General features: G+C 62.9%; 13 protein-coding genes. All 13 read left to right on the forward strand.

Features of this window, described 5'->3' with window-relative positions; translation table 11 throughout:
* Positions 1-483 carry an NADH-quinone oxidoreductase subunit NuoI gene (gene nuoI / locus JNE37_RS19040; protein ID WP_035038901.1) on the forward strand — a complete coding sequence of 161 codons (483 nt, stop codon included), beginning with the start codon at positions 1-3 and terminating at the stop codon, positions 481-483.
* A 15-nt stretch (positions 484-498) separates the two neighbouring features.
* Positions 499-1,104 (forward strand): NADH-quinone oxidoreductase subunit J, encoded by a 606-nt coding sequence (locus JNE37_RS19045; RefSeq protein ID WP_203064334.1) that lies wholly within the window; start codon positions 499-501, stop codon positions 1,102-1,104.
* Between the two features lie 11 nt (positions 1,105-1,115).
* Entirely contained in the window at positions 1,116-1,430 is a 315-nt protein-coding gene (gene nuoK / locus JNE37_RS19050) for an NADH-quinone oxidoreductase subunit NuoK (RefSeq protein WP_035038896.1), read from the forward strand.
* Positions 1,431-1,437: 7 nt separating this feature from the next.
* Positions 1,438-3,480 carry an NADH-quinone oxidoreductase subunit L gene (gene nuoL, locus JNE37_RS19055; RefSeq protein WP_203064336.1) on the forward strand — a complete coding sequence of 681 codons (2,043 nt, stop codon included), beginning with the start codon at positions 1,438-1,440 and terminating at the stop codon, positions 3,478-3,480.
* Positions 3,477-4,985, forward strand: coding sequence for an NADH-quinone oxidoreductase subunit M (locus JNE37_RS19060; RefSeq protein WP_203064338.1), 1,509 nt, complete (start codon positions 3,477-3,479; stop codon positions 4,983-4,985). Before nuoL ends, JNE37_RS19060 begins: the two co-directional genes overlap by 4 nt.
* A gap of 10 nt (positions 4,986-4,995) precedes the next feature.
* On the forward strand, positions 4,996-6,441 hold the full coding sequence (gene nuoN / locus JNE37_RS19065) for an NADH-quinone oxidoreductase subunit NuoN (protein WP_203064339.1): 1,446 nt from the start codon (positions 4,996-4,998) through the stop codon (positions 6,439-6,441).
* 94 nt (positions 6,442-6,535) lie between these two features.
* On the forward strand, positions 6,536-7,282 hold the full coding sequence (locus JNE37_RS19070) for a biotin--[acetyl-CoA-carboxylase] ligase (RefSeq protein WP_203064341.1): 747 nt from the start codon (positions 6,536-6,538) through the stop codon (positions 7,280-7,282).
* Between the two features lie 78 nt (positions 7,283-7,360).
* Positions 7,361-9,043, forward strand: a complete 1,683-nt coding sequence (locus JNE37_RS19075; protein WP_203064343.1) for a ribonuclease J — start codon at positions 7,361-7,363, stop codon at positions 9,041-9,043.
* Between the two features lie 9 nt (positions 9,044-9,052).
* A complete protein-coding gene (locus JNE37_RS19080; RefSeq protein WP_035093908.1) occupies positions 9,053-9,301 on the forward strand; it encodes a DUF1467 family protein in 249 nt (82 codons plus the stop codon).
* Positions 9,301-9,972: a class I SAM-dependent methyltransferase gene (locus JNE37_RS19085; protein WP_203064345.1), complete on the forward strand. Its 672-nt coding sequence runs from the start codon at positions 9,301-9,303 to the stop codon at positions 9,970-9,972. Before JNE37_RS19080 ends, JNE37_RS19085 begins: the two co-directional genes overlap by 1 nt.
* Before the next feature lie 742 nt (positions 9,973-10,714).
* Positions 10,715-12,064 carry a proline--tRNA ligase gene (proS, locus tag JNE37_RS19090; RefSeq protein ID WP_203064346.1) on the forward strand — a complete coding sequence of 450 codons (1,350 nt, stop codon included), beginning with the start codon at positions 10,715-10,717 and terminating at the stop codon, positions 12,062-12,064.
* A 17-nt stretch (positions 12,065-12,081) separates the two neighbouring features.
* On the forward strand, positions 12,082-13,434 hold the full coding sequence (locus JNE37_RS19095; RefSeq protein ID WP_035039173.1) for an ABC transporter permease: 1,353 nt from the start codon (positions 12,082-12,084) through the stop codon (positions 13,432-13,434).
* On the forward strand, positions 13,427-14,113 hold the full coding sequence (locus JNE37_RS19100) for an ABC transporter ATP-binding protein (RefSeq protein ID WP_035038880.1): 687 nt from the start codon (positions 13,427-13,429) through the stop codon (positions 14,111-14,113). The genes JNE37_RS19095 and JNE37_RS19100 overlap by 8 nt, the downstream gene beginning before the upstream one ends.
* Positions 14,114-14,473 lie beyond the last annotated feature (360 nt).

Here is a 14,473-nt window from a genome sequence, read left to right on the forward strand (position 1 = left end):
ATGCGCCAGTTCCTGAATTCGCTGCTGCTCAAGGAGTTCGTATCGGCTTTCGCCTTGTCGATGCGCTACTTCTTCAGCCCGAAGCCCACCATCAACTATCCCTTCGAGAAGGGGCACGTGAGCCCGCGTTTCCGCGGTGAGCACGCGCTGCGCCGCTACCCCAACGGGGAAGAGCGCTGCATCGCCTGCAAACTGTGCGAAGCGATCTGCCCGGCCCAGGCCATCACCATCGAAGCCGGCCCGCGCCAGAACGACGGCACCCGCCGCACGGTGCGCTACGACATCGACATGGTGAAGTGCATCTATTGCGGCTTCTGCCAGGAAGCCTGCCCGGTGGATGCGATCGTGGAAGGCCCGAACTTCGAGTTCGCGACCGAAACCCGCGAAGAGCTCTATTTCAGCAAGGAAAAGCTCCTTGCCAACGGCGACCGGTGGGAGCGCGAAATCGCGCGCAATCTCTCGCTCGACGCGCCCTACAGGTAAGGACAGGACCATAATATGACCCTGCCGCTTTTCTTCTTCTACGTGTTCTCGATCATCGCGGTCGCAAGCGCTGCGATGGTGATCTTCTCGCGCAACCCCGTTCACTCGGTGCTGTTCCTCATCCTCACCTTCGTCAATGCGGCAGGCATCTTCATGCTGGCCGGCGCCGAGTTCCTGGCGCTGATCCTGGTGGTGGTCTATGTGGGCGCCGTGGCGGTGCTGTTCCTCTTCGTCGTGATGATGCTCGACGTCGATTTCGCCGAGATGCGGCAGGGCATCCTGCAATACGCACCGATTGCCGCCGTCGTCGGCATCATCTTCCTGCTCGAGCTGCTGCTGCTCGCCGGCACCTTCTTCATCTCTCCGGATGTGATGGGGCAGGCGGTCGTGCCGATCGATGCCACGATCGACAATACCCGCGCGCTCGGCCAGGTGATCTACACGCGTTACGTCTTCCTCTTCCAGGCGGCGGGTGCCGTGCTGCTGGTCGCCATGATCGGCGCCATCGTGCTGACCCTGCGCCACCGCACCAGCGCCAAGCGGCAGGACATCGCCAAGCAGGTCGCGCGCGGCAAGGACTCCATCAAGGTCGTCAGCGTCAAATCAGGACAGGGACTTTAGAGGGCTAGAAAATGGCTGCTGCAATCGGGCTCGGTCACTTCCTGACCGTCGGAGCCATCCTGTTCACGCTGGGTGTCTTCGGGATTTTTCTCAACCGCAAGAACGTCATCATCATCCTGATGTCGATCGAACTGATCCTTCTGGCGGTCAACATCAACTTCGTCGCCTTCTCGTCCCATCTGGGCGATCTGGCGGGCCAGGTCTTCGCGCTGCTGATCCTCACCGTGGCTGCGGCCGAGGCGGCGATCGGCCTGGCGATCCTGGTGATCTTCTTCCGTAACCGCGGCTCCATCGCGGTCGACGATATCAATGTGATGAAGGGCTGACCTTGCGATGATCCAGGCCATCGTCTTTCTACCGCTGATCGGCGCGCTGATCGCGGGTCTTCTCGGCCGGGTGATCGGACACAGGACGTCCGAGTACATCACCACGGGCCTGCTCATCATCGCGGCCTTGCTGTCGTGGGCGGTCTTCATTCCCTACGCCTTCGGTGGCGGTGCGGAAGCGGAAGCCGGTCATGCGGCGGCGACCAAGGTCGAAGTTCTGCGCTGGATCCAGTCCGGCGCGCTCGATCTGCGCTGGGTGCTGCGCGTCGACACGCTGACGGCGATCATGCTCGTGGTCGTGACCACGGTTTCGAGCCTCGTCCACGTCTATTCCATCGGCTACATGGCCGACGATCCGCATCGCTCGCGCTTCTTCGCCTATCTTTCGTTCTTCACCTTCGCCATGCTCATGCTGGTGACGGCCGACAACTTCGCGCAGATGTTCTTCGGCTGGGAAGGCGTGGGCGTGGCCTCGTACCTGCTCATCGGCTTCTGGTACACGCGCCCCTCGGCCAATGCCGCCGCCATGAAGGCGTTCGTCGTCAACCGCGTCGGCGATTTCGGCTTCCTGCTCGGTATCTTCGCCGCCTTCGCGGTCATCGGCTCGCTCGATTTCGATACGGTTTTCCACTCGCTCGACAGCGTCAAGGATGCGCAGTTCCACTTCCTGTCGTGGGACTTCCACGCCATGACCGTGGTCTGCCTGCTGCTGTTCGTCGGCGCCATGGGCAAGTCGGCGCAGTTCATGCTCCACACCTGGTTGCCGGACGCCATGGAAGGCCCGACGCCGGTGTCCGCGCTCATCCATGCCGCCACGATGGTGACGGCCGGCGTGTTCATGGTTGCGCGCCTCTCGCCGCTCTTCGAGCTCTCCTCGGTCGCCATGACCGTGGTGCTCGTCATCGGCGCCATCACCGCCTTCTTCGCGGCGACGGTGGGTCTGGTGCAGAACGACATCAAGCGCGTCATCGCCTACTCGACCTGTTCGCAGCTCGGCTACATGTTCGTGGCGCTTGGGGCAGGGGCTTACTCGGCGGGCATGTTCCACCTCTTCACGCACGCCTTCTTCAAGGCCCTGCTGTTCCTGGGCGCCGGCTCGGTCATCCATGCGATGCACCATGAGCAGGATATGCGGAACATGGGCGGCCTCGCCAAGAAGATCCCCATCACCTACTGGATGATGATCATCGGCACGCTGGCGCTCACGGGCGTCGGCATTCCGGGTACGCCGCTCGGCTTTGCCGGCTTCTTCTCCAAGGACTCGATCATCGAAGCCGCCTATGGCGTCGGTGGTTCGGTCGGCACGCTGGCCTTCTGGCTGCTGGTGGTGGCGGCGATGTTCACGAGCTTCTATTCGTGGCGCCTCATCCATCTCACCTTTCACGGCAAGCCGCGCCATGATGCGCCGGCTGCTCACGATGCCGAGCCGGATGCCCATGCGGACGATCACGGGCATGGTCATGGCAGCGCCTATGACAATGCGCATGAGAGCCCCAACGTGATGCTGATCCCGCTCTATATCCTGGCGGCGGGTGCGGTGCTGGCGGGCGTGGTGTTCTACGACATGTTCTTCGGGCACGTCGAACACATCACCCACTTCTTCCAGGGCTCGATCGCGGTCAACGAGCATGCGCTCGAGGCGGCCCATGAAAGTCCGCTCTGGGTCAAGTGGTCGGCGACCGTGGCCATGGTCATCGGCTTCCTCGCTGCCTGGCAGATGTATATCCGCGATACCGCCATTCCGAAGAACCTGGCCAAGGCCAATCCGGGCCTCTACCAGTTTCTCTTGAACAAGTGGTATTTCGACGAACTCTACAACGCCATCTTCGTGCGCCCCGCCTTCTGGCTCGGCAATGCACTCTGGCGCGGCTTCGATGACTGGCTGGTCGACAAGACCATCGTCGAGGGCCTTGGCAACCGGGTCAAGGACGTGACGGCGCGCGTCGTCAAGCTGCAGTCCGGCTATCTCTATCACTATGCCTTCGCAATGCTCATCGGGGTCGCCGCGCTGCTGACCTGGGCCATCGCGAGTGGGGGGCTCCTCGGATGACGTTCGACAACTCCATCCTGACCATCGTCACTTTCCTGCCGCTGGTCGGGACGCTGCTGCTGCTCTTCTTTCCGGGGCGCGACGAGGCGGCTGCCAACGTTCAACGTTGGGTGGCGCTCATCACCACGCTCGTGACCTTCGTCCTGACCTTGATGGTCTGGGCGCGGTTCGATCCGAGCAATTCCGGCTTCCAGATGGTCATCAACGTCCCCTGGATCGGCGACAGCATCGGCTATCGCATGGGCGTGGATGGCATCTCGGTGCTGTTCATCCCGCTGACGGGCCTGTTGATGCCGATGTGCATCCTGGCGAGCTGGAACTCGGTGCATTCGCGCGTCCGCGAATACCTGATCGTCTTCCTCGTGCTCGAAACGCTGATGCTCGGCGTCTTCGCCACGCTCGACGGCGCCATGTTCTATGTCTTCTTCGAAGGCACGCTGCTCCCGATGTTCCTGATCATCGGCATCTGGGGCGGGGCTCGTCGCATCCAGGCGGCTTACAAGTTCTTCTTCTATACGTTCGTCGGCTCGGTGCTGATGCTGCTGGCCATCATGGCCATCTACTGGCAGGCCGGCACGCTCGACATCTCCAAGCTGCTGACCTTCAAGTTCGACAAGGGCGTGCAGGTCTGGCTGTGGATCGCCTTCTTCGCGTCGTTCGCGGTCAAGATGCCGATGTGGCCATTCCACCGGTGGTTGCCCGAAGCGCACGTAGAGGCGCCGACGGCCGGCTCGGTGATCCTGGCCGCGATCCTGCTCAAGCTTGGCGGCTACGGCTTCCTGCGCTTCTCGCTGCCGATGTTCCCCGATGCTTCGGCCCAATTCGCGAACTTCGTCTTCGTGCTCTCGATCGCGGCCATCATCCTAACTTCGCTCGTGGCGCTCGTGCAGACCGACATGAAGAAGCTGATCGCTTATTCGTCCGTCGCGCATATGGGCTTCGTGACGATGGGTATCTTCGCCGGCAACGTCTATGGCGTGCAGGGCGCGCTCTTCCAGATGATCTCGCACGGCATCGTCTCGGGCGCGCTCTTCTTTGGCGTGGGCGTCATCTATGACCGCATGCATACCCGCGAGATTTCCGCCTATGGCGGGCTCGTCGAGCGCATGCCGCGCTACGCGCTGGTGTTCATGATCTTCACCATGGCCAATGTCGGCCTGCCGGGTACATCCGGGTTCATCGGTGAATTCCTCACCATGTTCGGTACGTTCCAGGTCAATACCTGGGTTACGACCCTGGCCGCCACCGGCGTCATCCTCTCGGCGGCCTATGCGCTCTATCTCTATCGCCGGATTATCTTTGGTGCGCTCACCAAGGAATCGCTGATGGGCATCATGGATCTGGACTGGAAGGAAGCGGCGATCCTCATTCCGCTCGCCGTCCTCACCATCTTCTACGGCATCTATCCGGCGCCGATCCTGGATGCGACGCGTAGCGCGGTCGATCTGCTTGTCACGAACTATTCCGCCGCGGTCGGGGCCGTTCCCGCCGTAGTGGCGCACTAGGGGCTTTTCGATGAACTCCGATATCACGAGCTTCGCCTCACTCGCTCCGGCCTACCCGGAAATCCTGGTGGTGGTCGGCGCCCTGGTGCTGCTGCTCATCGGCGTCTTCTCCAGGAAGCCGAATACGGTGGCGCTCTCCTGGCTCGCCATCCTCGTGCTGGTGATCGCGATGGGCCTCGTCATCTGGCAGCCCGCCGGCGGCATAATGTTCTCGGGCACCTTCGTGCTCGATGGCTTCGCGCGCTTCATGAAGGTGCTGGTGCTGGGCGGGTCGGCCTTCGCGCTCATCCTCTCGTTCTCGACGCAGCGCGAGAACGGGCTCGACAAGTTCGAGTATCCGGTGCTCGTCATGCTGGCTACCGCCGGCATGATGATGATGGTTTCGGCCAACGACCTGATGAGCCTCTATGTCGGCCTCGAACTGCAGAGCCTGGCGCTTTATGTCGTCGCCGCCATCAAACGCGACAGCGAGAAGGCGACCGAGGCCGGCCTCAAGTATTTCGTCCTCGGCGCGCTCTCCTCGGGCATGCTGCTCTATGGCGCCTCGTTGATCTACGGCTTTACCGGCCACACCCAGCTCGACCTCATCACGGCGGAAATCGCCGGGGGCGGGCGCAATATCGGCGTGATCTTCGGCGTGACGTTCCTGCTGGCGGGCCTCGCCTTCAAGATTTCGGCCGTGCCGTTCCACATGTGGACGCCCGACGTCTATGAAGGCGCGCCTACGCCGGTGACCGCGTTCTTTGCCTCGGCGCCCAAGGTCGCGGCCATGGCGCTGCTCATTCGTCTGGTGATCGAAAGCTTCGCGCCGATCTCTCATGACTGGCAGCAGATCGTGATCTTCCTCTCCATCGCCTCGATGGTGCTGGCGGCATTCGCGGCTATCGGCCAGCGCAACATGAAGCGCCTTATCGCCTATTCCTCGATCGGCCATGTCGGCTTCGCGCTGGTCGGCCTGTCGTCGGGTACACAGGTGGGCGTGGAAGGCGTCGCCATCTACATGGCGATCTATGTCATCATGACCGTCTGCCTCTTCGCCGCGATCCTGTCGATCCGCGCCGACGGGCAGTCGGTGGAGGACATTTCCGATTACGCCGGGCTGGCCCAGAAGCGGCCGTTCGTCGCGGCCATCATGGCGATCCTGATGTTCTCGCTCATCGGACTGCCGCCGCTGGCGGGGTTCTTCGCCAAGTGGCACGTGTTCCTGGCGGCGATCGAGGCCAAGCTCTTCGTGCTGGCCGTGATCGGCGTGCTTGCCTCGGCGATCAGCGCCTTCTATTACCTGCGCGTGATCAAGACCATGTATTTCGACGAACCGGTCCGCCAGTTCGACAGCGTTCCCAATGAGTTGACTGCCGTGATGGCGGTGACGGGCTTCTTCATCGTCACCTACTATCTCACCCTGGGTTCGCCGTTGGCGTCGTGGGCGCACGTGGCGTCGGGAAGCCTGTTCTAAGGTGTCCCGGCCGTTCAGTCTCGGTGCAAGAGCCAGCCTCGCAGGTTACCGCCTGCGGGGTTTTGACACTGTAGGCTCCACCAATACCGAGGCGATGAAGGCTGCTCAATCGGGCGATGGCGGCCCCATCTGGTTCGCCGCTTTGCAGCAGACCGCCGGCCGCGGCCGGCGCGGGCGTCCGTGGTCCTCGCCGCATGGAAACCTGGCGGCCAGCCTCTTGATCGTGCCCGATGCCGACCCCAATTTGATAGCGACGCTGGGCTTCGTGGCCGGCGTGGCACTCAACCGGGCGCTCGCGACGGTGCTCCCCAAGGGGAAGTTCAAGACCGGGCTCGATGGGGCCGATGGCGACGAGGACGGCAAGCGGGCCCGCATCGCGCTCAAATGGCCTAACGACGTGCTCGCCGATGGCGCCAAGCTCTCCGGCATACTGCTCGAGGCGCAGCCGCTTCCCGATGGTCGTACCGCGATCGTGATGGGGTGCGGCGTCAACGTCGTTGCGGCGCCCGAGGGAACCCCTTATCCCGCAACGAGCCTTCGCGACCTGGGCGCCGATGTGGATGCGCAGGCCGTGTTCGAGGCGCTGACGCAGGCCTGGGTCGATACTTATACGCTCTGGGACCAGGGCAGGGGCATTGCAGAAGTCCTGCGCCTGTGGCGCGAATTCGCGGCCGGAATCGGCGCGCCGGTGGCGGTAAACCGCCACGGCGACATCGTTCGCGGAATCTTCGAGACCATTGACGACGCCGGCAGGCTTGTCGTGCGCGCGGATGACGATACGCGCATCACGATAACCGCCGGTGACGTGCATTTCGGCACGACGGCAAGCGCCGCGCCGTAACGGAATTGACATTGAAAGTAGATGGCGGGGGAGCGGAACAGCCGCATTCTCCCCGTCCAAGTTTGGATTGGATAGAAAATGAAGAAGCCTTTGACCGATGAACTTGTCTTCGTCCCCCTGGGGGGCGTCGGCGAAATCGGCATGAATATGGGGGCCTATGGTTTCGGCCCCGCCAACCGCCGCAAGTGGATCGTGGTCGATTGCGGCGTGAGCTTCGGTGGCCCGGACCTGCCGGGTATCGAACTCATCATGGCCAACCCGGAATTTCTGGAAGAGAACGCCGACGATGTGCTGGCGCTTATCCTGACCCATAGCCATGAAGATCATTACGGCGCCGTGCTCGACCTTTGGCCGGGTTTCGAGAAGCCGGTCTACGCCACCGCCTTCACCGCCGCAATGCTGGCCGCCAAGCGCGCCGCCGACGCCATCGTCGATGAAGTCGAGGTGCGGCCGATGCAGGTGGGCAAGCCCTTTACGGTCGGGCCCTTCACCGTGGAGCCGATCAATGTGGCGCACTCGATTCCCGAAAGCTGTGCGCTGCTGATCACGACGCCGGTCGGCCGCGTGCTGCATACCGGCGACTGGAAGCTCGATCCGTCGCCCGTGGGCAGCCCGCCGACCGATATCGCGCGGCTCCAGAAGATCGGCGCCGACGAGGGCGCGCCGCCGCTGGCGCTTGTCTGCGACAGCACCAATGCGTTGAAGGACGGCGAGAGCCCGAGCGAAGCGCTGGTCGGCGATACGCTGGCCGCTCTCATTGCGGCCGCGCCATATCGCGTCGCGCTCACCACCTTTGCCTCGAACGTCGGCCGCGTGATTTCCATTGCGCGTGCGGCGGAGAAGGCTGGCAGGCAGGTCGTGCTGTCGGGCAGGGCGCTCCACCGCATCACCGGCATTGCCCGCGAGCTGGGCATGATGGAAGGCATTGCGCCGTTCCTCGATCAGGACGCCTACAAGAGCCTGCCGCGTGACAAGGTCGTGCTGCTCTGCACCGGCTCGCAGGGCGAAGCACGGGCGGCCATCGCCCGCATCGCGCGCGGCGAGCATCCGGCGATCGACCTCAATGCCGGCGACCAGGTGATCTTCTCGTCCTGGGCCATTCCCGGCAATGAGCGCGAAGTCATAGACATCCAGAACCGGCTGATCGACCGCGGCATCGACGTGATCACGCAATCGGACGGGCTCGTGCATACGACCGGCCACCCGCGTCGCGAGGAGCTCAAGCGGCTCTATGATTATGTGAAGCCGCAGGTGCTGGTCCCGGTGCATGGCGAGGCGGCGCACCTGCAGGCCCATGCCCGGCTCGGGCGCGACCATGGCATTGCCAATGTCATCGAAGCCCGCAACGGGGACATGGTGAAACTCTTCCCCGAGGCGATGGCGTATCCCGGCGAAGTGCGCTCGGGCGAGCTCTATCTCGACGGGCTGGTGCTCTGCACCCCCGAGGAAAGTGGGGTGAAAGGCCGCAGGCGACTTTCATTCGGCGGTCATATAGTCGTGAGCTTGGCGGTCAACGCCAGCGGCCAGGTGGTTTCCGGGCCCGAGGCAGTGATAGAAGGACTGCCGGAGGTCGAGGATGACGACGAGAGCATGAGCGATGTCGTCAACAAGACCATCCAGGGCGTCCTGCGCTCCGTGCCGCCGAAGCGGCGGGCGGACGTGGATATGCTCAACAGCGCCATCCACCGGGCCGTGCGGTCCGAGGTGAACGCGTTCTGGGGCCGCAAGCCCAATGTCACGGTGTTCGTGCACCGAGTATAGGAGAGCAGTATGCCGATCGGCAGTTTGATCGCCGTCTATTTCGTCGTCTGGTGGATCTGCCTGTTCATCGTCCTGCCGTTCAACGTGCGGAACCAGGTCGATGTCGGCGAGATCGTGCCGGGCACCGAGCCGGGAGCGCCGGCCATGCTGCGCTTCTGGCCCAAGCTCGTGGCCAATTCGGTCATCTCGGCCGTGCTGACCGTGCTGATCCTCTGGGGCTGGTCCAATCCCTGGCTGCAGCATTACTGGAACGGGTAATGCAGGCTGAGGCGGACGAAGAGGTTTCGTCGCCGACCGATGCAGCAGAATTCATCCGGAGCAATCTGGACCTGCTGCCGGTGCCTGCCTTCCCCGGCATCAAGCTTTACACGCCTCATCCCGGCAGCGGGTTGAGGCGTCTTGATTCTGCGGTCGACGAAGACGGCGATCCGTTGCCGCCATACTGGGCCTATGTCTGGGGCGGCGGAGCGGTGCTGGTGCGGCACATCCAGGCGCATCCGGAGGTGGCGGCCGGACGGCGGGTGCTCGATCTCGGCTCGGGCTCGGGGATCGTGGGGATAGCTGCGGCGCAGTGCGGGGCGGCTTCGGTGCTGGCGGCGGAGACGGATGCCAACGGACTGGCGGCGCTGGCGCTCAATGCCGAGGCTAACGGCGTGGTGCTGAGCATCACGGGCGAGGACCTGACGGCTGGGGCGGCGCCGGAAGTGGATGTCGTGTTGGTGGGCGATCTCTTCTATGCGCCGGAGCTGGCAGTTCGGGTTTCGGCGTTCCTGGCGCGATGCGTGGCGGCGGGGGTGACGGTGCTGGTCGGCGATCCCTATCGAGCGCATCTGCCGCTTGGAACGCTGGAACTGGTGGCTGAATATGAGGTGGCCGATTTCGGCGAGGCAGCGGGGCGGCGGAGCGGGGTTTTCAGGTTCCTCGGATGAGGAGGATAAGTTCGCCTCGGCGGCCATAGAGCAGGACCTGATAGTGATCGCGGGGGCAGCTCCTTGGGTGTCGTGAAACATCGAAATGTTTCACGGAGACTTTTTGGGTGGTTTCTACGACCAGTGCGTTTGGTAACTGATTGGAATTTCTGGCTATTTATTCTGAAAGCGCCCGCAAATCGTTAAATTTTGACTCAAATTCGAGGCATCTTTGACCATCTTGCATGGGGTTTCGCTGCAAATTCGATGGTGTTTGAGCATCTTTGCGAGGGGTGATTGGGCGGTCTTTCTGCTCCGTGGTGAGGACGTGGTTCCATTGTAGCTCTCGAGATGAGCGCGGGGATAAAGCCGCCGGGCGGAGCGGTGCGCTGGGGGCGGCCTTCCGCAGGGAAGAGGGACGCGGGCGGCATAAGGTGCCGTCCTCGCCCGGCTCGTAAAATTCCTGCCATAATCGGCTGGTAGACAATAAAAAAAGCAGGGCGTGAGCCCTGCTTTTGAAAAGTTTCGCGACAATACGTCGGTCTTACGCGCGCACGTAGCGGCGGCCAACGCTCCTCCCTTGACGTTGTCGGCGTCCGGCGGTTTCTCGCCGCCTTTGTTTTATGGGGCTGGACCCTAACAACTCAAAACAGCCCTGTCACGCAGATTCTGCATAGCTTGTATGCTTGCAACGCGATGATTTGTAGGATTTGACTACGGACCATCCAAAGCCTCGAATCGACGCCGTGAATCCGGAGTAGTTATGCGTCTTTCCCGTTACTTCCTGCCCGTGCTTCGCGAGGTTCCCAAGGAAGCCGAAATCGTTTCGCACCGGCTCATGTTGCGCGCCGGACTTATCCGTCAGCAGGCTTCGGGCATGTATTCATGGCTGCCGATCGGCTACCGCGTGCTGATGAAGGTCAAGGCCATCATCGAGCAGGAGCAGGACCGCTCCGGCGCCGTCGAATTGCTGATGCCCACGCTCCAGTCCGCGGACCTGTGGCGCGAGAGCGGGCGCTACGACGCCTATGGCAAGGAAATGCTGCGCATCAAGGACCGCAACGAGCGCGACATGCTCTATGGTCCGACGAACGAGGAGATGATCACCGACATCTTCCGGACGTTCGTGAAGTCCTACAAGGACCTGCCGCTCAATCTCTACCACGTGCAGTGGAAGTTCCGTGACGAGATCCGTCCGCGCTTCGGCACGATGCGCTCGCGCGAATTCCTGATGAAGGACGCCTATTCGTTCGACCTCGACGAGGCGAGCGCCGTGCGCGCCTATCACCGCATGTTCGTGGCTTATCTGCGTACGTTCCATCGCCTTGGCGTCACCGCCATTCCGATGCGCGCCGATACCGGCCCGATCGGCGGCGATCTCAGCCACGAATTCATCATCCTGGCCGATACCGGCGAGAGTGCCGTCTTCTGCCATGCAGACCTGCTGCAGAAGCCGATTCCGGCCATCGATACCGATTATCGCGGCGACCTGTCGCCGATCGTTGCCGACTGGACCTCGCTCTATGCGGCGACCGAGGAAATGGTCGACATGGCGGCTTTCGAAGCCCAGGTGCCCGAGGCCAAGCGGCTTTCTGCACGCGGCATCGAAGTCGGCCATATTTTCTACTTCGGAACGAAGTATTCCGCGCCGATGAAGGCGACCGTCACCGGTCCCGACGGCAAGGAAGTCACCGTGCATATGGGTTCTTACGGCATCGGCCCCACGCGAGTCGTGCCTGCCATCATCGAGGCGAGCCATGACGAGGCCGGCATTGTCTGGCCGGTCAGCGTCGCGCCGTTCGAAGCGGTGGTGATCAACCTCAAGTCCGGCGATGCGGATTCCGATGCGGCGAGCGAGAGGCTCTATGGCGAGCTGCAGAATGCGGGCATCGACGCGCTCTACGACGACACGGAGCAGGGCGCCGGGGCCAAGTTCTCGACGGCCGACCTGATCGGTATTCCCTATCAGCTGATCGTCGGGCCGCGCGGACTCAAATCCGGTGAGGTCGAGATCAAGCACCGCAAGTCGGGCGAACGCGAAACGCTGCCGATCGGCGCCGCGGTCGAAAGGCTTCGCGGCCTCATCGAACCGCAAAGGCGAGACAAGGTTTGAACGCTCCCACATCGCAGATCACCGAACAGTCCACGAACGCCTTTTCGCGTTTCGAATGGATGGTCGCAGGGCGCTACCTGCGCGCCCGCCGCAAGGACGCCTTCATCTCGGTGATCGCGGCCCTGACGATGGCAGGCGTGGCGATCGGTGTCGCCACGCTGATCGTCGTCATGTCGGTGATGAACGGGTTCCGCGAGGAACTGCTGACCAAGATACTGGGCCTTAACGGGCATTTCTCGGCGTTTCCGATCGAGGAAAAGTTCACGGACTATCGGCCGACGGTCAAGCTCATCGAGGGCGTGCCCGGCGTGCGCCACGCGGTGGCCTATGTCGAGGGCCAGGCCCTGGTATCGAGCGACACGAACCAATCGACCGGCGCCACCGTGCGCGGCATGGATTTCGAGGATATCCAGAAGCTCGGGCTGCTCTCCAAGAGCGCCATCCAGGGCGGCTGGGACCAGTGGGACCAGTCTAACGGCGTGGCAATCGGCTATCGGTTGGCGGAGCGACTGGGCATTGGACTCGGGGCGGCGATCACGATAGTCAATCCCAACGGGGCGACGACGCCGTTCGGCACGACGCCGCAGATCCGCTCGTTCCCGGTCAACGTGATCTTCAATGTGGGCATGGTCGAGTTCGACAGCTTCTATGTCTACATGCCGATGCATCTGGCCCAGGACTACTTCAAGATGTACGAGGACGTCCTGAAGCCGGGCGTCGAGCCGCCCGATCCGATGGCGACGGACGAGGAAATCGACAAGGCCTATGAGCGGCAATATCGCGCCAGCGCGGTCGAAATCTTCATCGACAACCCTGACGACATCAACACGATGCGCGACCGGCTGCAGCAGACGCCGGGTATCCGGCCGATGATCCTGACCGACTGGCAGCAGCGGAACGAGACGTTCTTCTCGGCGCTGCAGGTGGAGCGGGTGGTGATGTTCACCATTCTCTCGATGATCGTGCTGGTTGCTGCGTTCAACATCATCTCGAGCCTCGTGATGCTGGTGAAGGACAAGGGCGCCGATATCGCGGTGCTGCGCACGATGGGCGCGACGCGCGGCTCGATCATGCGGATATTCTCGATTACCGGCACGGCCATCGGGGTTATCGGCACGCTGATCGGGCTGGGGCTGGGACTGGTCATCGCATCCAATGCCGAGGCGTTGCGCGCTGGCATTTCCGAGCTTATCGGCGTGCGGCTCTTCCCGCCGGAGGTGTTCTTCCTCTCCTCGCTGCCATCCAAGGTCGATCCGATGGAGATCACGGTGGTGGTGGGGCTGGCGCTGCTGCTGAGCTTCCTGGCCACGCTTTATCCCGCATTGCGGGCCGCCCAATACGATCCGGTCGAGGCTTTGCGGTATGAGTGATACGCAATTGGTGCTGCGCGGCGTCCATCGCCATTACGGCGAGGGCGAAACGATCGTTCGCGTGCTCGAAGCGGCCGACCTGACCGTCAAGGGCGGGGAACTGGTGGCGCTCGTGGCGCCGTCGGGGGCCGGCAAATCGACGCTGCTGCATATTTCGGGGCTGCTCGAGCGACCGCAGCAGGGCGAAGTCGAGATTCTGGGCGTGCCGACGAGCCATCTGGGTGACCGCGCCCGCACGATGCTGCGGCGGACGACGGTGGGCTATGTCTATCAGTTCCACCACCTGCTGCCCGAATTCACGGCGCTTGAGAACGTTTCGATCCCGCAGCTCATCGCCGGCAAGGGCCAGGCGGAGGCGGACAAGCGCAGCCACGAATTGCTGGCCATTCTCGGGGTGGATTCGCGCGCGACGCACCGGCCGGCGGAATTGTCGGGCGGCGAGCAGCAGCGCGTGGCGATCGCCCGCGCGGCGGCCAACCATCCGCGGGTGATTCTGGCGGACGAGCCGACGGGCAATCTCGATCCGGCGACGAGCGACCTGGTGTTCGAGGCGCTGCGGCAGCTGATCCGGGACGAGGGCGCTGCGGCGCTCATCGCGACGCATAACTACGATCTGGCGCGGCGGGCGGACCGGATCGTGACGCTCAAGAACGGGCTGGTGCTTCCGCATACGCTTTAGGGCGCGGGCGGGGCTGTTCGCAATCCAATCATCATCAGTGAACTTCCCCGGTGAAAGCCCGGGGCCGCGAGCGGCTCCGCTCGTGGGGGGCGGTGCAATGGCGCCGGATCAGGTCCGGGGAAGTGCGGCGGTTGGGGCATGGGTAAGCGGCTAAGCCCCGGTGGACCTGACGAGGGAATCATCAAGCTCCAGCGGAGGCGGGCAGGCTGCGTGTCTTGCCACGTGCCTGTGAACATGCAGAACAGCGTGCATACGAGCCCGGCCTGCTGGCGGTGTTAACGTTTCGTTATCTCTTTAACCTTGCGCACATCGATGTTCCTGGACATGAACGGAGAGAGAACATATAAGAACAAAACAGCA

It is taken from the genome of Paradevosia shaoguanensis (genome assembly GCF_016801025.1).
Classification (GTDB): domain Bacteria; phylum Pseudomonadota; class Alphaproteobacteria; order Rhizobiales; family Devosiaceae; genus Paradevosia; species Paradevosia shaoguanensis.